The organism is Streptomyces fractus (assembly GCF_049844455.1).
In the GTDB taxonomy this organism is placed as follows: domain Bacteria; phylum Actinomycetota; class Actinomycetes; order Streptomycetales; family Streptomycetaceae; genus Streptomyces; species Streptomyces fractus.
This window is the reverse complement of record NZ_JBMYHI010000002.1, coordinates 9,278,252-9,300,493: the sequence shown is the minus strand read 5'-3', so window position 1 is coordinate 9,300,493 and position 22,242 is coordinate 9,278,252. Positions and strand designations below refer to the sequence as shown.

The 22,242-nt window shown below is 71.7% G+C and carries 18 protein-coding genes; 13 read left to right on the top strand and 5 right to left on the bottom strand.

The window, feature by feature from the left end; genetic code table 11:
- Positions 1-36: 36 nt before the first annotated feature.
- Complete coding sequence (locus ACP4E5_RS44355; RefSeq protein WP_425840384.1) at positions 37-1,605, bottom strand: PucR family transcriptional regulator; 1,569 nt, start codon at positions 1,603-1,605, stop codon at positions 37-39.
- A gap of 202 nt (positions 1,606-1,807) precedes the next feature.
- Here ACP4E5_RS44355 and ACP4E5_RS44350 point away from each other — a divergent pair, with 202 nt between their 5' ends.
- The 5 genes from ACP4E5_RS44350 to ACP4E5_RS44330 all read left to right on the top strand — a co-directional run bounded on the left by ACP4E5_RS44350 (position 1,808) and on the right by ACP4E5_RS44330 (position 7,564).
- Positions 1,808-2,899 carry a carbamate kinase gene (locus ACP4E5_RS44350; RefSeq protein ID WP_425840381.1) on the top strand — a complete coding sequence of 364 codons (1,092 nt, stop codon included), beginning with the start codon at positions 1,808-1,810 and terminating at the stop codon, positions 2,897-2,899.
- Between the two features lie 112 nt (positions 2,900-3,011).
- Positions 3,012-4,157 (top strand): acetamidase/formamidase family protein, encoded by a 1,146-nt coding sequence (locus tag ACP4E5_RS44345; protein WP_425840379.1) that lies wholly within the window; start codon positions 3,012-3,014, stop codon positions 4,155-4,157.
- A gap of 92 nt (positions 4,158-4,249) precedes the next feature.
- Positions 4,250-5,533, top strand: a complete 1,284-nt coding sequence (locus ACP4E5_RS44340; protein WP_425840376.1) for an amidohydrolase family protein — start codon at positions 4,250-4,252, stop codon at positions 5,531-5,533.
- Between the two features lies 1 nt (position 5,534).
- On the top strand, positions 5,535-6,104 hold the full coding sequence (locus tag ACP4E5_RS44335; protein WP_425840373.1) for a DUF1097 domain-containing protein: 570 nt from the start codon (positions 5,535-5,537) through the stop codon (positions 6,102-6,104).
- An 89-nt stretch (positions 6,105-6,193) separates the two neighbouring features.
- Positions 6,194-7,564, top strand: coding sequence for an esterase-like activity of phytase family protein (locus ACP4E5_RS44330; protein ID WP_425840370.1), 1,371 nt, complete (start codon positions 6,194-6,196; stop codon positions 7,562-7,564).
- A 31-nt stretch (positions 7,565-7,595) separates the two neighbouring features.
- Here the strand turns inward: ACP4E5_RS44330 and ACP4E5_RS44325 are convergent, their stop codons facing one another.
- Together ACP4E5_RS44325 and xylA are read right to left on the bottom strand one after the other, a co-directional pair.
- Positions 7,596-7,958 (bottom strand): hypothetical protein, encoded by a 363-nt coding sequence (locus ACP4E5_RS44325; protein ID WP_425840367.1) that lies wholly within the window; start codon positions 7,956-7,958, stop codon positions 7,596-7,598.
- Positions 7,959-8,077: 119 nt separating this feature from the next.
- Positions 8,078-9,244 carry a xylose isomerase gene (gene xylA / locus ACP4E5_RS44320; RefSeq protein WP_425840364.1) on the bottom strand — a complete coding sequence of 389 codons (1,167 nt, stop codon included), beginning with the start codon at positions 9,242-9,244 and terminating at the stop codon, positions 8,078-8,080.
- 117 nt (positions 9,245-9,361) lie between these two features.
- Between xylA and xylB the strand changes: the two genes are divergently transcribed.
- From xylB to ACP4E5_RS44285, 7 genes are all read left to right on the top strand, one after another.
- Positions 9,362-10,801 (top strand): xylulokinase, encoded by a 1,440-nt coding sequence (gene xylB / locus ACP4E5_RS44315; protein WP_425840361.1) that lies wholly within the window; start codon positions 9,362-9,364, stop codon positions 10,799-10,801.
- Positions 10,802-10,852: 51 nt separating this feature from the next.
- Positions 10,853-12,043: an ROK family protein gene (locus ACP4E5_RS44310; RefSeq protein ID WP_425840358.1), complete on the top strand. Its 1,191-nt coding sequence runs from the start codon at positions 10,853-10,855 to the stop codon at positions 12,041-12,043.
- A gap of 491 nt (positions 12,044-12,534) precedes the next feature.
- A complete protein-coding gene (locus ACP4E5_RS44305; RefSeq protein WP_425840355.1) occupies positions 12,535-13,140 on the top strand; it encodes an N-acetylmuramoyl-L-alanine amidase in 606 nt (201 codons plus the stop codon).
- 146 nt (positions 13,141-13,286) lie between these two features.
- A complete protein-coding gene (locus ACP4E5_RS44300) occupies positions 13,287-14,576 on the top strand; it encodes a GAF domain-containing protein (protein ID WP_425842141.1) in 1,290 nt (429 codons plus the stop codon).
- A 53-nt stretch (positions 14,577-14,629) separates the two neighbouring features.
- Entirely contained in the window at positions 14,630-16,153 is a 1,524-nt protein-coding gene (gene exaC, locus ACP4E5_RS44295) for an acetaldehyde dehydrogenase ExaC (RefSeq protein WP_425840352.1), read from the top strand.
- Positions 16,154-16,341: 188 nt separating this feature from the next.
- Entirely contained in the window at positions 16,342-17,412 is a 1,071-nt protein-coding gene (locus tag ACP4E5_RS44290; protein WP_425840350.1) for an isopenicillin N synthase family dioxygenase, read from the top strand.
- A 120-nt stretch (positions 17,413-17,532) separates the two neighbouring features.
- Positions 17,533-19,056 (top strand): sulfatase family protein, encoded by a 1,524-nt coding sequence (locus ACP4E5_RS44285; protein WP_425840347.1) that lies wholly within the window; start codon positions 17,533-17,535, stop codon positions 19,054-19,056.
- A gap of 31 nt (positions 19,057-19,087) precedes the next feature.
- Here ACP4E5_RS44285 and ACP4E5_RS44280 read toward each other — a convergent pair whose 3' ends face one another.
- Entirely contained in the window at positions 19,088-20,494 is a 1,407-nt protein-coding gene (locus ACP4E5_RS44280) for a sensor histidine kinase (RefSeq protein WP_425840344.1), read from the bottom strand.
- On the bottom strand, positions 20,491-21,195 hold the full coding sequence (locus ACP4E5_RS44275; RefSeq protein ID WP_425840341.1) for a response regulator transcription factor: 705 nt from the start codon (positions 21,193-21,195) through the stop codon (positions 20,491-20,493). Before ACP4E5_RS44275 ends, ACP4E5_RS44280 begins: the two co-directional genes overlap by 4 nt.
- 132 nt (positions 21,196-21,327) lie before the next feature.
- Between ACP4E5_RS44275 and ACP4E5_RS44270 the strand changes: the two genes are divergently transcribed.
- Positions 21,328-22,233, top strand: coding sequence for an alpha/beta fold hydrolase (locus ACP4E5_RS44270; protein WP_425840338.1), 906 nt, complete (start codon positions 21,328-21,330; stop codon positions 22,231-22,233).
- Positions 22,234-22,242: the final 9 nt, after the last annotated feature.

Genomic DNA, 22,242 nt, shown 5'->3' with positions numbered 1-22,242 from the left:
GCCACCACCGGCGTCGGCGCGCGGGTCCGGCGACCGTCAGTGAGCGCGGGCGCTGAGCAATCGGTGGGCGTGGACGGCCAGTTCCGTCTGGAGGCGGCGCATCGGGTCCTTGTCGGGTGCGCCGGTGAGCCGTTCGATCTGCTTGAGGCGGTAGCGGAGCGTGTTGTAGTGCACGTGGAGTTCTTCGGCCGCCTCGACGCCGTTGCGGTCGTGCCGCAGGTACACGGTGAGGCTGTGCACGAGGCTGCCGTCGTGCCCGGCATCGTACGCCAGCAGCGGGCCGAGGGCTTCGTCGACCAGTGCCTGGAGCTCACCCGCGGGCAGCTGGTCGAGCAGTCGGTACACCCCGCTCTCCTCGTGGAGCCGGATGAACGAGCGGGCGGGGCCCTCCAGTTCACGGCCGAGGGCGAGCGCGCTGAGCGCTTCGCTGTGGCTGAGGTGCAGTTCCGTGAAGTCGGCGCGGATCGTGCCCGCCGCGACAGCCACGGCGCGTCCCGGGCAGGCGGCGGCGACGGCGCGGCGCAACTCCTCGCAGTGGCGGCGCAGTTCGGCGCGGTCGGGTGCCACGAGCGCGGTGAGGCCTCCGGGGGTGCCCCAGGCGGGCGTGTGGGCGCCCAGTGCGGTGCGGGCGGCGGCGAGCAGGCGCTCCTCCGTGAGGCGGACGCCGCCGCCGTCCGGGGGCGCCGCGGCCTCGACGACCACGGCGGCGCGCGGCTGCTCCAGGTCCCAGCCGAGCGCCGCAGCACGCCGTGCCGACTCCGCGCGGTCGCGCGGCGGGTGGGAGACGAGTTCGGTCAACAGCAGGGTGCGGTAACGGCGTTCGCGTTCGGCCAGTACGCGTTCCTGGACGGCGAGCATCCCGGCCAGGCTGGCCACGTGGTCGGCGGCGGTGCCCCACTCCTCGTCGGGCGCGCAGCCGGGCCCAGCCCACAAGGCGACCTCGCCGCCGCTGCGATGCCCGACGGCGATCGGCCGCGTCACGGACGCGGGGGTGCCATCGGGCACGTCTCCCGCCGCCGCGAGGAGGGTGCCGTCCGGGCCGCGGATCGCGGCGGGGCAGCCGGTCTCCGCCGCGAGCAGGACGACGAGTTCGCCGTAGGAGCCGCCCCCGAGGACGGCCTGCGAGAGCCGGTCGCGCAGCGCCTGCGAGCGCTCCAGGCTGAGCGCCTGCCGGTTGAGTACGGTGCCGATGACCTCGGAGAGGATGTCGTTGAGCATGACGTCACCGGGCAACTCGACGATGGGGAAGCCCAGTTCGTCGGCGCTGCGCAGCATCGGGTCGGGCAGCCTCGGCAGGTAGGGGCCGACCTTGACGCCGAGGGCCGCGAGGCCGCGGTCGGCGAGCTCGGGCACGAGGCCGGTGAGCGCCTGCTCGTCGTCGCGCACCGCGTAGGCGGTGGTGAGCAGGAACTCGCCGCCGCGCATCCAGCGGATGATGTCCGGCACTTCCATGATGTTGGCGACCCTGATGCCGCGGCGCGCGCCCGCTTCCCCGGCCGCCAGGCGGGCGCCCGCGAGCGCGGGCAGCTCCAGCGCCTGGGCCACGGTCAGGGCCGTGGCGCCTGCGGGTCGGGGCGCCGTAACGGCGTGCGGAACAAGGGTCACGCCGCTCACTATGGGCGCCGCCGCGGGGGCTGTAAACGCTCGTGACACGAGGTTGTATACGATTGCCGCCCAGGGTGGTGACGGGCCGGGCGGCCCCCATCGGGCGGGCCCTGAAGCACTGTCAGCGAGCGTCAACGACCCCGCGCACACGCTGGCACCGGCTGCCCATGACCGCCGCGTCCGGCGTTCCTATCGTCCTGACATGCCTCCAGGAACCGCGCCCTCACCAGCCGCTTCCCCCGTCCGGCCACCAGCCGTCACGCGCCCCACCGCCCCGGTCACGGTCCTCGCCATCGGCGGCAACGCACTCCTCAGCGGCGGGCCGCGCGCCACCATCGCGGAACAGTTCGCCGCCGCACGGCAGTTGGCGCGCCCGGTGGCCGAACTCGTCCGCGCGGGGCTCCGCGTGGTCGTCACGCACGGCAACGGGCCTCAGGTCGGCTTCATCAAGCGGCGCGCCGATCTCGCGGCCGAGCTGGCCCCCGAACTCCCGCTCCTCGACCTCGACATGTGCGTCGCCGACTCCCAGGGCAGCATCGGCTACATCCTCGTACGCGGCCTGTCGGACGCCCTGCCGCCTGCTTCCCGGCCCGTCGCGCTGCTCACGCACACGGTCGTCGACCCGGCCGACCCGGCGTTCGCCCGGCCCACCAAGCCGATCGGCGCGCACTACGAGCGCGCGGAGGCGGAGCGGCTCGCCGCCCGGCACGGGTGGACCGTCGCCGACGACGCGGGGCGCGGCTGGCGCCGCGTCGTCCCCTCGCCGGCGCCGCAAGCGGTCGTCGAACTGGACGCCGTCGCGGCCCTGTTGGACGCCGGGCACGTCGTGGTGGCGGGCGGGGGTGGCGGCATCCCCGTCACGCGCGGGGCCGACGGGGCGCTGTGCGGCGTGGAGGCGGTCGTCGACAAGGACGCGACTTCCGCGCTGCTCGCCTCAGCTCTCGGCGCGGACGAGCTGATCGTGACGACCGGAGTCGAACGGATCGCCCTCGACTGGGGCACGCCGCGCCACCGCGACCTCGACCGGATGGACGCGGCGCAGGCGCGCGAGCATCTGGCGGCGGGGCAGTTCCCCGAGGGCAGCATGGGGCCGAAGGTGCGCTCGGCCCTGGACTTCCTCGCGTCCGGCGGCCACCGTGTCCTGATCACTTCGCCGGACGCGTTGAGCGAGGCGCTGCGCGGCACCACGGGCACGCGCATCGTCCCGACGGATCGGGCGACCCGGACGGATCGGACGACCCGGACTGTCCGGTCGGTCAACAGCAATGGCAACACGACGGCTCCGGAGCCGTAACACGACGGCAGCAAGATCGTCTCCCCTGCCACTCCCGCACCGCCGCCCTCACCACCTCACCGACTCACTGCCTCGCCGCCTACCCGCACCCCTCACGGCCGAAGGACCCCATATGACGCCGACCTCCACCGACCCCTCCTCCCCCTCCTCCCCCGACGCCCTTCCCGTCGACGGCCGGCACCACCTCGCCACCACGCCCGACACCGCCCGCTGGGGCGTACTCCCGCGGGCGGACGACGCCCCGGTGCTGAAGGTCGACGACGGTGACACGGTCACCTTCGACCTCGTCTCCCACGAGGGGATCCTGCCGGACCAGGGCCGCGACCCGGTGGAGTTCTTCGGCTCGTACGGAGTGCCGGCCCACCAAGTGCCGCGCGACGCACAGGAGATCGCGGCGTCCGGCCTCGGGCGCGAGCCGGAGGGCCCGCTCGGCCCGCACATCGTCACGGGCCCCGTCGCGGTGCGCGGCGCGCGCCCCGGCGACGTGTTGTGTGTCCGCACCCTGAGCCTGCACCGCCGCACGCACTACGGCATCGTCTCCAACCGGCACACCCGCGGCTCACTGCCCGACGAACTCCCGGACCCGGACGCCGAGTTCACGAGCCCCGACACCAGGCGCGCCGCGGAGGGCACGGTCTCCTCGTTCTGCACGGTCGAGCGGGACGGCGACGGCGCCGAGTTCGGCGTGCTGCGCTGCACGCCCACGCTGAGCGCGCGTTTCCCGCTCGGCCCGTTCGTCGGGATCATGGGCGTGACGGACGACGGCGCGGACACGCGCAGTTCGGTGCCGCCGGGCCCGTTCGGCGGCAACCTCGACATCAAGCACCTGACCTGCGGTTCGAACCTGTACCTGCCGATACGTACCGACGGCGCGGGCTTCTACGCCGGTGACCCGCACTTCGCGCAGGGCAACGGAGAAGTGGCACTCACCGCGCTGGAGGCGCCACTTCGGGCGACGGTCCAACTGTCCGTGGTGCGCGGCGCGTCGGCGCGCCGGGTGACCGGGCTGCTCGCGGAGCCGTTCGCCGAGACCCGTACGCACTGGATCGCGCTCGGGCTCGACGCCGACCTCGACGAGGCGATGCGCCAGTGTGTGCGCTCCGCGCTCGGCTTCCTCACGGCGCGCACCGGCATGGACCGGGCCACCGCGTACGCGTACCTGAGCGCGGCGGCCGACTTCGAGGTCTCACAGGTGGTCGACCAGGTCAAGGGCGTCCACTGCCTGATCCGCAAGGCGGACTTCCCCGCCGAGACGTAACCACCACGAACCCACCCCAGGTCGCGCCCGCACGCACCGCACCCGCACCCGCACTTGCCCGTCACGCGTCCCTCGACCGAAGGAGAACCATCGTGACCGCTCTGCTGCTGCGCCACGCGCGTGTGGAGGACTCGCCCGACCCAGCCGACATCCGCGTCCGTGACGGACGGATCGAGGCCATCGGCCCCGGTCTCACCGCACCGGACGACGTCGGCGCCGAGGTCATCGACTGCGCGGGCCGCGTCGTCGTGCCCGGTCTGATCGAGGCACATCTGCACCCGGACAAGGCCCTGCTCGACGGGTTGACCCCGGAGGGCACCGGCTCCCTCGCGGACGCCATCAGGATCACCGCACAGCTCAAGGCGGGATTCACCTACGACGAGGTACGCGCGCGTGCCGAGCAGGTGCTGCGCATGTGCGTCCTGAACGGCACCACGGCGATCCGCGCCCACCCCGACGTCGACCCGGTGGCGGGCCTGACCGGGCTCAACGTCCTGCTGGAACTGCGCGAGAAGTGGGCGGCCCTGGTCACCCTCCAGGTCGTCGCGTTCCCCCAGGAGGGCATCTTCAAGGCTCCAGGCACGGAGAAGCTGCTCCGTGAGGCGCTCGACTCGGGCGCCGATGTCGTCGGGGGCTGTACGTACAACGAGGCGTCCCTCTCGGACTGCCACCGGCACGTGGAGATGGTCCTCGATCTCGCCGCCGAGTACGGCGTACCGGCCGATCTGCACGCGGACTTCGGCGACGACGCGGGCGACTCCCGCTTCGCCCTCGCCGAGTTCATCGCCGCCCGCACCGCCGAGCGCGGCCTTCAGGGGCGGGTGGCCCTCGGCCACGCCACCTCGCTCGCCGGGCGCCCGCCGGCCGAGCGGCGCGCGGCCCTCGCCGCGCTCGCGGCCGCCGGGGTCGCCGTCGTGCCGCTGCCCGCCACCGACCTCTTCCTCGGCGGCCGGGGCGACGACACGTCGCCGCGCCGGGGCCTGGCCCCCGTACGCGAACTCTGGGAGGCGGACGTCCTCACCGCCTGCGCCACCAACAACATCCGCAACGCCTTCACCCCGTACGGAACGGGCGACGTCCTGGAGACCGCGCTGCTGCTCGCCCGCATCGCGCAGCTGTCGGGCCCCGCCGACCTGCGGCGCGTGCTGCGCATGGTGACGTACGACGCCGCGCGCGTGATCGGCGTACCGGAGGCGGACTACGGGGTGCGCGAGGGCGCCGTCGCCGACCTCGTCGTCCTGGACACCCGCGACCATGCCACGCTGCTCCTGGACCGGCCGGCGCGTACAGCGGTGGTCAAGTCGGGGCGGGTGGTGGCCCGTTCGACGGTGTCCGCGGAACTCGACGGTTCCCTCGTCGCGGGCGGGGTGGCGTGACATGGCCGACACGACGACCGGGACGACCCCGGCGGACCAGGCGGCGCCCGTACTCCGGGAGCGGATACCGCACGAGATCGTCGCGTCGGTGCTCGCCGCGACGACCGCCTTCGTGGGCGGGACCGCGCTGCATCTGCCACCTTGGGCGATCTTCATCTCGTGGGCGGGCATGTTCCTGATGGGCGGACCGAGCCTCGCAGGAGCGCGCCGCATGTGGTGTGCGATGCCGGTGGGTTCCACGTACGCGCTGCTCATAGTGCTCCTGGAGACACACGCGGGTACGGCGTTCGGGGAGAGCCAGTTGGCCCGGAACACGTTCGGGGCGCTGTGCATCCTCGTCCTGAACAGCGCGCTCATGTACACGGGCCGGGTGCGGTTCTTCGCGCTCATCCCCGGCATGTTCTTCGGTTTCGCCAGCTACTTCGCGACGTTCTTCGGCGGGTTCGGCTTCGAGGCGGGCAACCCGTGGTCGGCCTGGGTGTGCGTGGTCGCCATGAACGCGCTCGGCCCGGTGTACGCCTGGCTGTCGAACTGGCTGACGTTCCCGGTGGAGATCAAGTCGCCTTCCTGAGCCGACCTGTTCACCCTGGCGTCACTCCGTGTTCGGGGCGGGGGCCGAGCGTGTGCGCTGTACACCGTATCCGCGCCTCAGGAGGCCCCATGTCCCCGCTCGTCCCCGGCAAGCGCCGCGCCCTCGGTCGTTCCGTCGCCGCGGGTGTGCCGCTCGCCGCGCTCGTGGCACTCGGTGTGGCGCCGACGGCGGCGGGCGCGCCCGCCGGGCACGGGGAAGCCTCCGGGCGCGGGGCGGCCGAGGTCACCGGGAGTGCGACGCTCGGCGACATCCCGCTGGGCGGGTTCAGCAACGCCCTGCTGCCGGGCACGGTCGACAACGACCGGGGCGTGAACCTCGGCGGCATCGGCTCGGACCTCTACCCGGCCGGTCGCAAGGGCGAGTTCTGGACGGTGACCGACCGCGGCCCGAACGGTCAGATCAAGGTCGACGGCACGAAGCGCCGCACGTTCCCCGTGCCCGGCTTCGACCCGGCGATCGTGAGGATCCGCGTCACCGGGGACCAGGTGAAGGTCCTCGACGCGATCCCGCTCACCACGAAGTCCGGCAAGCCCGTCACCGGCCTGTCGAACCAGGAGGCACGCGACGAGAAGCCGTACTCGTACGACGCCAAGAGCCCGCTCTCGTACAACCCGAACGGTCTCGACACCGAGGGCATCGTGCGCGCGGCGGACGGCAGCTTCTGGCTCGTCGACGAGTACGGCCCCTCGCTCGTGCACGTCTCCGCGGACGGCCGGGTCCTCGCCCGGCACGTGCCCAAGGGGCTGAATCTCCAGGGGGCCGACTACCCGGTCGTCGAGTCGCTGCCGTCCGTGCTGCTGCACCGCAAGGTCAACCGCGGTTTCGAGGGGCTCGCCCAACTGCCGGGCGGGGACCTGGTGCTCGCGGTGCAGAGCCCGCTGTCGCTGCCGGACAAGGACGCCGGCGAGGCCTCGCGGACGACGCGCCTGCTGCGGTTCTCGCCGAAGAGCCAGGCGGTCACGGCGGAGTACGCGTACCGCTTCGACCCGGTGGACGTGGTGGATCCCGGCGAGGACGACCCGTCCGAGCTGAAGATCTCCTCCATCGTCGCGGTCGGCGGCGACCAGCTGCTCGTCGAGGAGCGCACCGACAAGGCGGCCCGTCTTCAGGAGGTGCGGCTCACGCGCGGCGCGGACATCCTGGGCGGGCGCTGGGACGACGACACCACGTCCCCGTCCCTGGAGCAGCTGGACGACCCGGTGGCGAAGGGTGTCCCGGTCCTCGGCAAGCGTCTCGTGGTGGACCTTCACAAGGTCGACGGCGTCCCCGACAAGATCGAGGGCATCGCGCTCGCGGGACGCGACACGCTCGCCCTGATCAACGACAACGACTTCGGGATGACGGACGGCGACGGGGCGTTCGACGCGGACGGCCGACTCGTGGACAGCGGGGTCAAGACGAAGGTGACGCACGTGAAGCTGCCGAAGGGCGCCCTGTAGCGCGCAGGTCGCGGCCGTCCGACCCGTGAGTTCAGCCGCCCAGCCCGCTGGGCAGTTCGCTCGGAAGTCCGCTGGGCAGCTTCGAGGGCAGTTCGCTCGGCAGCTTGCTGGGGAGCTCGCTCGGCAGGTTGCTGGGCAGCGAGGACGGCAGCTTGCTCGGGATGCTCAACGACGCTGAGGGCGTGGCCTGTTCGCTGCTCTTGTCGGGGGACTTCTTCTCTTCCTTGGAGTCGAGGCTGCGCGTCACCACGAGGGCCCCGACGCACGTGATCACCACGACGGCGAGGACCACGGCGATCAGCAGGAACCCGAGCCGCCGCTCCCGGCGTCGCGGCCCGTCCGGCGGCGGCGCGCCGAAGCCACCGCCCTGCGGCGGGGGCGGCTGCGGCGGCATCGGAGGAACGGACACTCCTCCAGGATTGCCCTCCTTACCCCAACGCGCGAGCGTCTCGGGCAAGTTGACCGGCCGGACGCGCACGCCCGGCCGGTCCTGCCTCCCCTACGGGGACGGTGTCAGCTACGCACGCCCAGCAGGTGGTCCATCGCCAGCTGGTCGAGGTGCTCGAAGGCCATGCCGCGCTCGGCGGCGGCGTTCACGTCGAACTCCTCGAACGCGCTCTTGTCGGCGAGCAGCGCCGCCAGGCCGTCGGCGGCGGTCGGCTTGGCCAGCTCGTCCAGGCGAGAGGCGGCCAGGGCGGCCTGCACCTCCGGGTCGTCGCGGAAGGCGGCGGCCCGGTCCTTGAGGATCAGGTAGTTGCGCATGCAGCCCGCGGCCGAGGCCCAGACGCCGTCGAAGTCCTCGGTCCGCGGCGGCTTGAAGTCGAAGTGCCGCGGCCCCTCGTAGCCCGCCTGCTCCAGCAGGTCGACGAGCCAGAACGCGGCGCGCAGGTCGCCGGCGCCGAAGCGCAGGTCCTGGTCGTACTTGATGCCGGACTGGCCGTTGAGGTCGATGTGGAACAGCTTGCCCGCCCACAGCGCCTGGGCGATGCCGTGCGGGAAGTTGAGGCCTGCCATCTGCTCGTGGCCGACCTCGGGGTTGACGCCGAACATCTCGGGACGCTCAAGGCGCTCGATGAACGCGAGGGCGTGGCCGACGGTCGGCAGCAGGATGTCGCCGCGCGGCTCGTTGGGCTTGGGCTCGATGGCGAACTTGAGGTCGTAGCCCTGCTCGACGACGTACTCGCTGAGGAGGTCGAAGCCCTCCTTCATGCGGTCGAGGGCGTCGCGGACGTCCTTGGCGCCGCCGGACTCGGCGCCCTCGCGGCCGCCCCACGCGACGTACGTCTGCGCGCCGAGCTCGGCGGCCAGGTCGATGTTGCGGATGACCTTGCGCAGGGCGTAGCGGCGCACGTCGCGGTCGTTGGCGGTGAAGCCGCCGTCCTTGAAGACCGGGTGCGTGAACAGGTTCGTGGTCGCCATCGGGACGACCATGCCGGTGGCGTCGAGGGCCTGCCGGAAGCGCTTGATGTGCGACTCGCGCTCGGTCTCGGAGGCGCCGAAGGGGATCAGGTCGTCGTCGTGGAAGGTCACACCGTGGGCGCCGAGCTCGGACAGGCGCTGCACGGACTCGACCGGGTCGAGCGCCGGACGGGTGGCGTCGCCGAACGGGTCGCGTCCCTGCCAGCCGACGGTCCACAGGCCGAAGGTGAACTTGTCGTCAGGGGTGGGCTGGTACGTCATCTTGCGGCTCCCTCGCCTATTTCGTCATGGCGCTTTACAAATTAGTATGCGGGAACGCCGCTGGGAAGAGCCGACCGCCCCACAGACACAGATTTCCCGAGATTTCAGGAGAGCCGCATGTCCACTGCCGATGGACCCCTCGTCGTAGGAGTCGACAGTTCCACGCAGTCCACGAAGGTCCTGGTCGTCGATGTCGCCACGGGCGCGACCGTGGCGAGCGGGCAGGCGCCGCACACGGTGTCCTCGGGCGCGGGCCGCGAGAGCGACCCCGAGGAGTGGTACCGGGCGCTGCGCGAGGCACTGGCCCAGTGCGGCGACGCGGCCCGGCGCGCCTCGGCGGTGTCGGTCGGCGGGCAGCAGCACGGACTGGTGACGCTGGACACGCGGGGGCGTCCGGTGCGGCCCGCGCTGCTGTGGAACGACGTGCGCTCCGCTCCGCAGGCCGCCCGTCTCGTGGACGAGCTGGGCGGCGCGAAGGCGTGGGCGGAGCGGTTCGGCAGCGTGCCGGGCGCCTCCTTCACGGTGTCGAAGTGGGCGTGGCTGGCCGAGCACGAGCCGGAGGCGGCGCGCGCCACGGCCGCGGTGCGGCTGCCGCACGACTACCTGACCGGTCGACTGACCGGCGACGGCACGACTGACCGGGGCGACGCGTCCGGTACGGGGTGGTGGGCATCGTCGACCGAGGCGTACGACGAGGACGTGCTCGGGCGCGTGGGGCTCGACCCGGCGCTGCTGCCGCGGGTGGTCGGACCTCGCGAGGCGGCCGGCACCGTGCGCGCATCGGATGGTGAACTGCCCTTCGCTGACGGGACATTGGTGGCGGCGGGTACCGGGGACAACGCGGCCGCCGCGCTCGGCCTCGGCCTGCTGCCGGGAACTCCGGTGCTGAGCCTCGGCACGTCGGGCACGGTGTACGCGGTGTCGCGGAACCGGCCGGCCGACCCCTCGGGCACCGTCGCCGGTTTCGCGGACGCGCGCGGCGACTGGCTGCCGCTGGCCTGCACGCTGAACTGCACGCTCGCGGTGGACCGGATCGCGGCGCTGCTCGGCCTGGACCGGGAGGCGGTCGAGGCGGGCGGCACGGCGACGATCCTCCCGTACCTGGACGGCGAGCGGACGCCCAACCTGCCGGACGCCTCCGGCCTGTTGACGGGCCTGCGGCACGACACGACCGGCGGGCAGCTGCTCCAGGCGGCGTACGACGGTGCGGTGCATGCCCTGCTCGCGGCTCTCGACCAGGTACTCGACGCGGACGCCGACCCCGCGGCGCCCCTGCTGCTCATCGGCGGCGGGGCACGCGGCACGGCCTGGCAGGAGACGGTGCGGCGGCTTTCGGGGCGGGCGGTGCAGGTGCCCGAGGCCGGCGAACTGGTGGCACTGGGGGCGGCGGCGCAGGCGGCGGGCGTCCTGACCGGCGAGGACCCGGGGGCGGTGGCCCGCCGCTGGAACACGGCACGCGGCCCACTCCTCGACCCAGTGGAGCGCCGGGACGAGGCGACGATGGAGCGGATCTCGGGGGTGCTTGCGGGGGCGGGGGCGCTTCTCGGGGACGGGTGAGGGTCGGGGTTCCGGAAGAAACCATCGCACCGCCCCTGGGAGCATGAGTACATGACCGCACCCCTGCACCGGCCGCGACCGGGCACGTCCGACACGCAGCAGGCCATGCGCCGCCGCAATCTGTCCCGCGCCATGTACGCGGTCGCCGCCGAGGGGCCGCTGTCGCGGGCCGCGGTGGCGCAGCACATCGGCTTGACCCGGGCGGCCGTGTCCTCGCTTGTCGACGAGTTGATCCGGGCGGGCCTCCTGGAGGAGCTGGGGCCGCAGCGGCCGGGCGGTGTCGGTCGGCCGGGCTCGGCGCTCGCTGTGCGCGGACAGGGCCTGGCAGGTCTCGGCGCCGAGGTGGGCGTCGATCATCTCGCGGTGTGCGCGGTGGACCTGCGGGGCGAGGTGCGGGCGCGGGCACGGCGCCGCGTGAGCAACCGGGGGCGTGCGTCGAAGCCCGTACTGGACGAACTCGCGGAACTGGTGCGGGAGGTGACCGGTGAGGCGCAGGTGGCCGGGTTGCGGCCCGCCGGGCTCGCTATCGCCGTGCCGGGCCTCGTCGCGCGCGGCACCACGACCGTCGTACGCGCTCCCAATCTCGACTGGCACGACACTGATGTCGCCTCCCTGCTCCCGGACGACGTGCCGGTCACCGTCGAGAACGAGGCGAACTTCGGCGCCCTCGCCGAACTGTGGCTCGCCGACGACTCCCCCGCCGACTTCCTCCACGTGTCGGCGGAGATCGGCATCGGCGCGGCGCTCGTCGTGGACGGCCAACTCCTGCGCGGGACACGGGGGTTCGCCGGGGAACTGGGTCACGTGCCGGTACGCCCGGAGGGCCCCGCGTGCCCGTGCGGCGGGCGCGGATGCCTGGAGCAGTACGCGGGTGAGGAGGCGGTACTGCGCGCCGCGGGCATCGAGCCTGGCCCCGACCGGGTGTCACTGCTCGCCGAGCGGGCCGCCGACGGTGACGCCCCGACGCGCCGGGCGCTGCGCTCGGCCGGCACCGCGCTCGGCATCGCGCTGACCGGCGCGGTCAACCTCGTGGACCCGCGGGCGGTGGTCCTCGGCGGCGCACTGTCCCGCCTCTCACCCTGGCTCCTACCCTCCCTGGAGCGGGAGTTGACCCGCCGCACGGCGTCCCCGGAGGACGGCGTCATCGCCTCCGGGCTCGGCTCGGACGGGCCACTGCTGGGGGCGGCGCACTCGGTGGTGCGGGCGGTGCTGGACGATCCGATGGGGGCGGTCGCCGGCTGAGGTCGGGGCGGGTCCCACGGTGAGGCTCTGCCCGGGCACCACTCCCCCTGGCGTCATTTGGTTCGGCCGTCCGAGACCTCTGACGTGCGGTTGTTCACAATGCGGGGGTTGTCCACAGATCTTCCGCGCCCCCTTCCGCCCCAACCGGCGGGCCCCGTACCGTAATTCACGCGAGGCGCCGCACTCCCGTCCGTCCGATGGGTGGCGGCGTACGCACGGGGAGGGGGAATTCCTGTGTCGGGGGACGTCACGGAAAACATCGGGCCACGACCGAAGCCGCGCCAGGTCTACGCGTGTTCCGTCGCGGGCATATGGCTGGTGCCCGTCACACGTATCTCCTCGGGCGAGGCGCCGCTGCCGCGTCCCGAGCACTGAGCCCCCGCCACCCGTCCTCGTCCCGCACGCCCGCACCACACCCCCGCGGCACCCCCACAGCACCACCCCGCCCCACAGAGTTCCGCCCCACCGGTGACCCGAGAGGCAGGATCGACATGGACCGAGCACATGGATCATTCCCGAGCCGCCGCCGACTGCTCCAACTCGGCGCGCTCGCCGCGGCACCCACCGCACTGCTGGCCACGGGCCGGGCCGACGCCCTGTCGCTGACGGCGGTGGACTACCCGAAGGCCCAGTCCGTTCCGGCGAGCAAGTCCAACTACACGACGTCCCAGCGGCCGTTGTCGTACCCGGTCGAATTCGTGGTCGTCCACGTGACGCAGGAGTCGTACGCGACGACCCTCGACATCTTCAAGAACCCGGCCAAAAAGGTCTCCGCGCACTACGTCGTGCGCTCCTCCGACGGGCACATCGCCCAGATGGTGCGGGAGAAGGACGTCGCCTGGCACGCGGGGAACTGGGACTACAACACCCGCAGCGTCGGCATCGAGCACGAAGGGTGGGTCGACAAACCGGAGTACTTCACGGCGGCGATGTACCGGGAGTCGGCGGCGCTGACCGCGTCGATCTGCACGCGCTACGGAATCCCGAAGACCCGCGATCGAATCATCGGCCACGTCGAGGTGCCCGGCACGGACCACACGGACCCGGGCCCGTACTGGGACTGGGACCGGTACATGCGGCTGGTCGCCGCTTCCTGATCCCGGCGGGCCCGGCCGTCTCCACACGCGTGCGTGGCATGTGCCGAATCGCCCGATCCATGTTCGGCTCCTTGTCGGCCCGCGCCCCCGGGGCGACGATGGTCGCGCCACCGCACCGTCGCGAAGGATCCCGCCTGGAGGCCGCGTTGACCGAACAGTGGGTCGCCCTGGAGCCGGGCACCGACCCGTCCGAGCGGGTCCGGGCGCTGCGCCGCGCGCACGACCGGTTCACCGCGGCGGGCACGGTGGCCCGACCCGTGCGCCCCGTCGTCGCCGCGTCCTGGCGCCGCTCGGCGGGCGCACACGTCAGCCCGGACGCGTCGGCATCCGTGGAGATGCCGGAGGGCGACCTCGACAGCTACCGGGCGGAGCACCCGCTGGCCCGCGTGATGCCGCTGTTCCGCGAGCTGATGGGCACGTTCGCCGCGGACGGCGAGCACCTGCTGGCGGTGTGCGACGCGAACGGCCGGCTGCTGTGGGTGGAGGGGCACACGCGTACACGGCAGGCGGCGGACCGGATGAACTTCGTGCCGGGCGCCCGCTGGTCGGAATCGGCGATGGGGACGAACGCGCCGGGCACGGCCGTCGCCGTCGACCGGCCCGTACAGGTCTTCGCGGCCGAGCACTTCATCCGCAAGGTGCAGCCGTGGACCTGTGCGGCGGCCCCCGTCCACGACCCGCACACCGGGCGCCTGCTCGGTGCCATCGACATCACGGGCGGCGACCGCCTGGCGCACCCGCACAGCCTGGCGTTCGTCCAGGCGGTGGCACGCGCGGCGGAGTCCCAACTCGCCCTTCTGGCACCTTCGCGGGCGACCGAGCCGGCCCTGCGCCTGACCGCGCTCGGCCGCGACGAGGCCCTCCTCCTCACCCCGGAAGGACACAAACTCCGCCTCAGCCGCCGCCACAGCGAGCTCCTCGTCCTGCTCGCCCGCCACCCCGAGGGCCTCACCGGCGACGAACTCCTCTGCTTCCTCTACGAGGACGAGACGGTCACGCCGGTGACCCTGCGCGCCGAACTGGCCCGGCTGCGCCGGGTGCTGGGCCCCGACGTGCTGCGCTCGCGCCCCTATCGCCTGTCGGCGCCGGTCGACTCCGACCTCACCACCGTCGAGCGCCGTCTCGCCTCGGGAGCGGTCACCGCCGCGGCGTCCGCGTACAGCGGACCGCTCCTGCCCGCGTCGCAGGCGCCCGCCGTGGCCCGCATCCGGCAGCGCCTCGCCGGCGAACTCCGGGCCGCGCTCATCGCCCGCGGCGACCCCGACCTGCTCGCCGACTGGGTGCACGCCCCGTGGGGCGAGGACGACCTGGACGTGTGGCGCGCGCTCGCGGCGGCCCGCCCGACGCCGCCGGTCCTGGCCCGCCTCGCCGCGCTCGACGACGAACTGCGCTCCCCGGCCCCGTACGCAACGTCCCTGCAACGTCCGGACTTCTAGCCTCCCTGCGAACGCTGCCCAAAGGCGGGCAGCCGCACAGGAGGCAAGCCAACATGACCCGCTACGCAGCACCCGGCACCCAGGGCTCCGTCGTCTCCTACCAGGCCCGCTACGACCACTTCATCGGCGGCGAGTACGCGCCGCCCGCCCGCGGCCAGTACTTCGAGAACCCGAGCCCGATCAACGGACAGCCGTTCACCGAGATCGCCCGCGGCACGGCCGAGGACGTCGAACGCGCCCTCGACGCCGCGCACGCCGCGGCGCCCGCCTGGGGCCGGACGGCGCCCGGTGCCCGCGCGGACGTCCTCCTCAAGATCGCCGACCGCATGGAGCAGAACCTCGAACTCCTCGCGGTCGCGGAGAGCTGGGAGAACGGCAAGCCGGTCCGCGAGACCCTGGCCGCCGACATCCCCCTCGCCATCGACCACTTCCGCTACTTCGCGGGCGCGGTCCGCGCGCAGGAGGGCTCCCTCTCGGAGATCGACGACGACACGGTCGCGTACCACTTCCACGAACCGCTCGGCGTGGTCGCGCAGATCATCCCGTGGAACTTCCCCATCCTGATGGCGACTTGGAAGCTCGCCCCGGCGCTGGCCGCGGGCAACGCGGCGGTCATCAAGCCGGCCGAGCAGACCCCGGCGTCCATCCACGTCTGGATGGACCTGATCAAGGACCTGATCCCGCCGGGCGTGGTCAACATCGTCAACGGCTTCGGCGTGGAGGCGGGCAAGCCGCTCGCGTCCTCGTCCCGAGTGGCGAAGGTCGCGTTCACGGGCGAGACCACGACGGGCCGCCTGATCATGCAGTACGCCTCGGAGAACATCAAGCCGGTCACCCTCGAACTCGGCGGCAAGTCCCCGAACATCTTCTTCGACGACGTCTGGGCGAAGGACGACGACTTCCGCGACAAGGCCCTCGAGGGCTTCACGATGTTCGCCCTGAACCAGGGCGAGGTCTGCACCTGCCCGTCCCGCGCGCTCATCCAACAGGGCCACTACAGCGAGTTCCTCGAGGCGGCGATCGCCCGCACCGAGGCCATCAAGCCGGGCCACCCCCTGGACACCGACACGATGATCGGCGCACAGGCCTCCAACGACCAGCTCCAGAAGATCCTCTCGTACCTGGACATCGGCCAGCAGGAGGGCGCGAAGGTCCTCACGGGCGGCCAGCGCATCGAGTACGACGGCGAGTTGGCGGGCGGCTACTACGTGCAGCCCACCATCTTCGAGGGCCAGAACCGCATGCGCGTCTTCCAGGAGGAGATCTTCGGCCCGGTCGTCTCGGTCGCGTCCTTCGCCGACTACGACGACGCCATCAAGATCGCCAACGACACGCTGTACGGCCTCGGGGCCGGGGTGTGGACCCGCGACATCAACACGGCGTACCGGGCGGGGCGTTCGATCCAGGCGGGCCGCGTCTGGACCAACTGCTATCACGCGTACCCGGCGCACGCGGCGTTCGGCGGCTACAAGCAGTCGGGCATCGGCCGCGAGAACCACAAGATGATGCTGGATCACTACCAGCAGACGAAGAACCTCCTGGTGAGCTACTCGGCGCAGAAGCTCGGGTTCTTCTAGAGGCACCCAAGAAGGTGCCTGACCTGGACTTTTCCAGGTCAGGCACCTTCCGCGCGACCTGCTCGAACCGATGCCCGGTACATGGACGCTCACCCCGCGGGAAGGGTTCTCCTGCCGTGACCTGCCTTCCTCTGTCGCTCCTCACCGGGCCGAGGAACGAGCCGCCCCTCCGATCAAGGGAGACACCCGTGCCACAACCCGCCGTCGCGCCGTTCGAGGTTCCCGTCGTCGACATCAGCCCCTACGTGGAGGGCGGGACGGCCGAGGACCTGGCGCGCGTCGCCCGGGCCCTCGACGACGCCTGCACCCGCGTGGGCTTCGTGCAGATCCTCGGGCACGGCATCCCGGACGCGGTGGTCGACGGCCTGGCCGGTGCCGTGGACGACTTCTTCGCGCTGGCGCCCGAGCGCAAGAACGCCTACCGGGTCACCGGCGCCAACCGCGGTTACAGCCCGCCCAAGAGCGAGTCGCTCAGCCTCAGCCTCGGCGTGGAGGCGGCGTCACGCATGAACGACTTCTTCGAGGCGTTCAACATCGGCACCGAAGCACGCTCGTTCCCCGGCCTGGACCTCTCCGAGGACGACTACGGCCGCAACATCTGGCCCGCCGAACTGGCCGACTTCGAGCCGCGCGTGCAGGCCTACTTCGCGCACGCGGGCCGGGTCGCCCGCGTTCTGACCCGGGCCTTCGGCGACGCCCTCGGTCTGGAACCCGGCTATATCGAGGCGCTGACCGACCACTCCGTCGACGTCCTGCGCATGAACAACTACGCGTTGCCGGAAGGGACCGTGACCCTCGACGGTGACCTGACCGGTATGGGCGAGCACACCGACTTCGGCCTGGTCACCGTGTTGTGGGCAGACCGCGTCGCCGGCCTTCAGGTGCTCGACGCGCACGGCGCCTGGCACGACGTGTCCCCCGTCGAGGGCGGCCTCCTGGTCAACCTCGGAGACCTCACCGCCCGCCTCACCAACGACCGTTGGATGTCCACCCTGCACCGGGTCAAGCCGCCGATCGTCGATGGCACCATCAAGCGGCGCCGCTCGGTGGCGTACTTCCACGACGGCAACATCGACGCGGTCATCGCCACGCTCCCCGACCACCTCGACGCCGACGGCGGCCTCGCCTACGAACCGATCACCGTACGCGACCACATCAAGGCCAAGCTGGCCGGCTCCCGTCAGGGCAAGGCCAACACCGCGGCCGTGCGGGAGGCGGCCCGCGTGCTCGCCGCGGCCGGCCGGGAGGGCAGCGCATAAGGCATGGCGTGCCGGCCCGTTTCCCACGCCCCGCTCGCCCCGTTCACACGGTTCTCCCACCCTGGTGCGGCACAGTCGGACGTTCCCAGTCGTCCGTCACGCCGCCCAGGAGGAGAACCGTTGAGCATCGCAAGTGTGCGCAGGAAAGTCGCGACGTGGCTGGCCGTTGTCGTCCTCGCGGCCGGCCTGTTCGCGTGCAGCAACGACAGCGGCGGCGCGAACGCGCCGGAGGAGAGCGGGGGCACGTCGAGCGCCGCTTCGTCGCGGCGTCCCAACATCGTGTGGGTGCTGACCGACGACCTCTCGTCGGACCTGGTGAACTACATGCCGCACGTCAAAGCCATGCAGCGGAACGGCATCTCCTTCTCCAACTACACGGTGACGGACTCGCTGTGCTGTCCTTCCCGCTCGTCCATTTTCACCGGCAAGTTCCCGCACAACACAGGGGTGTTCACCAATATGCCGCCCGACGGCGGTTTCGACACCTTCCACGAGAAGGGCAATGAGGACAAGACCTTCGCCACCGCGCTCAAGCAACAGGGCTATCGCACGGCGATGATGGGGAAATACCTGAACGGCTACGAGCCGGACATGACGGTGAACAGCAAGAAGAACTATGTGCCTCCGGGCTGGGACGAGTGGAACGTTGCCGGGAACGGCTACAAGGAGTACGACTACACGCTCAACCAGAATGGCCGGACGGTCGACTACGGGCACGACCCGAAGGACTACCTGACCGACGTCGTCAACGAGAAGGGCCAGGATTTCATCGAGAACTCGGTGAAGGCCAAGAAGCCTTTCGTGCTCGACATCTCCACCTTCGCTCCGCACGGCCCCGCCACCCCCGCGCCTCAAGACAAGGGCACGTTCCAGGACCTGAAGCTGCCAAGGCCACCGGCCTTCGACACGACACCCACGAACGCCCCGCAGTGGCTCAAGGACAAGAAGTCCTTCACTCCCCAGCAGATCAAGAAGATCACCCGTACGTATCGCAAGCGCGTACGCGCCGTGCAGGCCGTCGACCGGATGATCGGTGACCTTCAGGAGAAGCTGAAGAAGGAAGGTGTCTACGACAACACGGTGTTCGCCTTCGCCTCCGACAACGGCTTCCACATGGGCCAGTACCGTTTGATGCCGGGAAAGCAAACGGCCTTCGACACGGACGTCAACGTGCCTCTGGTGGTCACAGGGCCGGGCGTCGAGCGGGGCTCCACCAGCAAGGCGGTCGCCTCGAACATCGACATCTGCCCCACTTTCACCGAGTTGGGCGGCGGAACGCCCGACCCGGCGGCCGACGGCCGCAGCCTGGTGCCCTTGTTGAAGGGGGAGACCCCGAAGGACTGGCCACGGTCCGCGCTGGTGGAGCATCACGGGCCCAACACCTCCGCCCAGGACCCCGACAAGCCCCGCAGGGGCAGCGGCAATCCGCCCAGTTACGAGGCGCTGCGCACCGACCGGTACACGTATGTCGAGTACAAGGACGGCGCGCGCGAGTACTACGACCGCGGCAAGGACCCGGACATGCTGCACAACATCTACGCGCGACTGTCCTCGGGTACGAAGAAGCAACTCGCGGCGAAGACAAAGGCGTTGGCGGACTGCAAGGGTGCGAAGGAGTGCACCACCGCCGCCCGAACCGACTGACCGCGGCCCCGGCCCCGACCCCGGTCCGACCTCACGACAGCGTCGGCAGCCGGACCGTCGCGCAGGTTCCCCCGGGCGTATTGGCGATGTGCACGCCGCCGCCGTGCGCCTGGGCGACCGCCGCCACGATGGCGAGGCCCAGGCCGGTGCCGTCGCCGCTGTGTGCGGGGTCGCCGCGGTAGAAGCGGTCGAAGACGCGCGGCAGGGCCTCCTCGGGTATCCCCGGGCCCTCGTCGGCGACCGTGACGACCACCTGCGGGGCGGGCGCGCCTTCGGTTGTCACGGTCACCTGCGCGGCGGTTCCGGGCGGCGTGTGCTTGCGTACGTTCGCCAGCAGGTTGTCGATCACACGCCGCAGTTGCTCGCCGTCCCCGTACACCGTCGCACTCTCCTCGGCCCGCACGGTGAGAGGGCCCTGCGGGGCGACGACGCTCGCGGCGGACACCGCGTCGCGCACGATCACGACCAGGTCCACGGCGCCGTGGCCGCGGGCCGGAGCGCTGTCGAGCCGGGCGAGCAGCAGGAGGTCGTCGACGAGCCGCTGCATGCGCAGCGCTTCGGTGGTGATGCCGTGCATCACCCGCTCCCGCTGCGCGGGGAGGGTGACAGCGCCCTGGTGGTGCAGATCCGCGTAGCCGAGCACGGCGGTGACGGGCGTACGCAGTTCGTGGGAGGCGTCCGCGACGAACCGGCGCAAACGGTCCTGCGTCTCGCGTTCCGCGGCCAGCATCGTATTCAGTGCCAGGCCGAGACGGCCGACCTCCGTGTCGTCGTCGGCCGGTGCGACCCGGCCGGCCCGATCCCCCGACGCGATAGTGTCCGCGTCGCGGGCCATCGACTCCAGCGGGCGCAGGCCGCGGCGCAGGACCCACAGCCCCGAGCCCGCGAGGAGGGCGAGCACGCCGCCGGTCGCCGCGGCCTCGACGATCAGCACCTGCCGCAGCGTTCCCTGTACCTGGTCCATGGGCACGGCCGCGAACAGCGTGCCGCGGCCCGGAATCCGCTGCGCCAGCAACCGGTAGTCGGGGCCGCCCGGCTCCGAGGGACCCACCGTGACCGGGTCGGCGCCGAGGGCCCCGGCCGGCGACCGGGGCAGGTGTGGCGCGGCATCGTCCGGTGCGCGCAGCCGAGGTGCCAGATCCCGCACGCTGCCGTCCGGCCGGCGCAGTTGGAGGGAGAACTCCGAGGCGCCGAGCAGCCGGACGTCGTTGCCGAGTTTTCCCGCCGGCCCGGCTTGCTGGAGTTGCTGCGCCGCGCGCTGGCGCACCGCGCGCAGGGTGACGTCGGTGCGATGGACGAGGTCGTTGTTCAACGCCCCGTACACGACGGCGTCCAGGGTGAGCAGGGCGACGGCGGCGAGGGTGAGCAGCGCGAGCAGGAGGCGGCCGCGCAGCGAACGGGGGCGCAGGGTACGGCGCCGGGGGCCGATGCGTTTCACGAAGTTCCCTGCTGGCGGAGGATGTAGCCGATACCGCGCCGGGTCTCGATCATGCCCGGTCCCAGTGCGTCGAGTTTGCGGCGCAGGTAGGAGATGTAAGTCTTCAGCACGCCGTGGTCTCCCTCGCCGAATTCCCATACGTGTTCCAGCAGTTGCTCATGGGTGAGGACACGGTTCCTGTTCAGCAGCAGGTGGTGGAGCAGCCGGTATTCGGTGGGTGAAAGTTCCACGCGCACGCCGCCGCGGCGCACCTCGTAGGTCTCGGTGTTCATCTCCACGTCCCCGCAGACGAGGAGCCGGGCGTCGGGGCGGCTCTCGCCTCGGCGCAGCACGGCACGTACCCGGGCGGCGACCTCGGCCAGCCGGAAGGGCTTGGTGATGTAGTCGTCGGCGCCCAGGTCGAGACCGCCGACGATGTCCTGCCCGCTCTCACGGGCGGTCAGGAAGATCACCGGGGTCGGCGCTCCGGCCTGTCGCAACCGGCGCACCACCTCGAACCCGTCGATGTCCGGGAGCATCACGTCGAGCAGCACGAGGTGCGGTGCGTGCTCCCGGACGGCCGCGAGGGCGGCCCTGCCGGTCGCCGCCTCCGACACCTCGTAGCCGAGGAACCGCAGTGAGGTGGCGAGGACGTCCAGGATGGCCGGCTCGTCGTCGACGACGAGCAGTCGTGTGCCGGGCGGGACATCTGATGCGTTCATGCCCGCATCCTGGCATCACCGTCCGGCTCCCCCACTCCCCCCTTACTCCGTTACTCCCTGACTCCATTACCCCGTCAGCCGATGTTCGTTGGGCCTGGTGACCGTTGCCCTGCTTCAAGGAGTCGCCTGCTCATGCCTGAGGAATTCGTGCGTCGGATGCATTTCAAAGGGTTCGACTATGGGTGCCGTGTCGTCGAGAACCCCGCGCCCGTGACCGAGCCCATCGTTTTGCTGGGCGGCTCATTCCAGGACATGTACGCGTTCCGGCGCCTGGAGAAACCCTGGACGGAACTGGCGACGGTCATCACCGTCGACCTGCCCGGGTCGGGCATTGCCGACGACCTGCCGGCGCACTACGGATTCGATTTCCTCGCCGAGGTGCTGGGGGATCTGCTGGCGCAACTGCGATTGGGCCCCGTCAACCTGTTCGCGGCCTCCTACGGCGTCCCCATCGCGTATCGGCTGGTGCAACGGCGTCCCGAGCGTGTCGAGCGGCTGATGCTGGCCGGGGCCTCCGTGGAATATCCGGCGGAATGCCGGACCGCGCTCAAGGCGATGATCGACAGCCTTGCCGCCGGAGACATTTCGAGCGCCTACGGGCGGGTGACCGTCGAGGCGCTCATGGCCCACCCGGACCGTCCCGTGCGCAAGCGTGCGGTGACGGCCCGGCTGTTGGCGTGCACGATGGGTGCCATCACCGCGGCCGATGTGCCCCGGCACGTGGCCATCCTGGAGCGGGTCCTGGCCACGCCAGGTCTTCCCCCTGGCGGGATTCCCGACGTGCCGGCCCTGTGCTTCACGGGCGAGTTCGACGAGTTCTCCACCCCCGACCGCGTACGTGAGGTCGCGGCAACGATCGAGCGGGGACAGTTCTCCCTGATCCGGGAGTCCGACCACCTGCCCAACCTGGAACGGGGCAAGGAGTTCTCCCGGCTCATCGCCGACTACTTCACCGACCAGCCGCTCGACGCGCTCGACTTCCTGACCCCGCTCGAACGTCCGGCCCGGGAGCGGGTGCCGGTCGACGCCGTGTCGTAGCCACCAGGT

Bases quoted from the DNA above. Each gene is read 5' to 3' on its own strand.
- ACP4E5_RS44335 (WP_425840373.1), top strand. From the start codon at position 5,535: ATGGCCGACACGACGACCGGGACGACCCCGGCGGACCAGGCGGCGCCC.
- exaC (WP_425840352.1), top strand. From the start codon at position 14,630: ATGACCCGCTACGCAGCACCCGGCACCCAGGGCTCCGTCGTCTCCTAC.
- ACP4E5_RS44310 (WP_425840358.1), top strand. From the start codon at position 10,853: ATGACCGCACCCCTGCACCGGCCGCGACCGGGCACGTCCGACACGCAG.
- xylA (WP_425840364.1), bottom strand. From the start codon at position 9,244: ATGACGTACCAGCCCACCCCTGACGACAAGTTCACCTTCGGCCTGTGG.
- ACP4E5_RS44330 (WP_425840370.1), top strand. From the start codon at position 6,194: ATGTCCCCGCTCGTCCCCGGCAAGCGCCGCGCCCTCGGTCGTTCCGTC.
- ACP4E5_RS44350 (WP_425840381.1), top strand. From the start codon at position 1,808: ATGCCTCCAGGAACCGCGCCCTCACCAGCCGCTTCCCCCGTCCGGCCA.
- ACP4E5_RS44275 (WP_425840341.1), bottom strand. From the start codon at position 21,195: ATGAACGCATCAGATGTCCCGCCCGGCACACGACTGCTCGTCGTCGAC.
- ACP4E5_RS44270 (WP_425840338.1), top strand. From the start codon at position 21,328: ATGCCTGAGGAATTCGTGCGTCGGATGCATTTCAAAGGGTTCGACTAT.
- ACP4E5_RS44305 (WP_425840355.1), top strand. From the start codon at position 12,535: ATGGACCGAGCACATGGATCATTCCCGAGCCGCCGCCGACTGCTCCAA.
- ACP4E5_RS44345 (WP_425840379.1), top strand. From the start codon at position 3,012: ATGACGCCGACCTCCACCGACCCCTCCTCCCCCTCCTCCCCCGACGCC.
- xylB (WP_425840361.1), top strand. From the start codon at position 9,362: ATGTCCACTGCCGATGGACCCCTCGTCGTAGGAGTCGACAGTTCCACG.
- ACP4E5_RS44325 (WP_425840367.1), bottom strand. From the start codon at position 7,958: ATGCCGCCGCAGCCGCCCCCGCCGCAGGGCGGTGGCTTCGGCGCGCCG.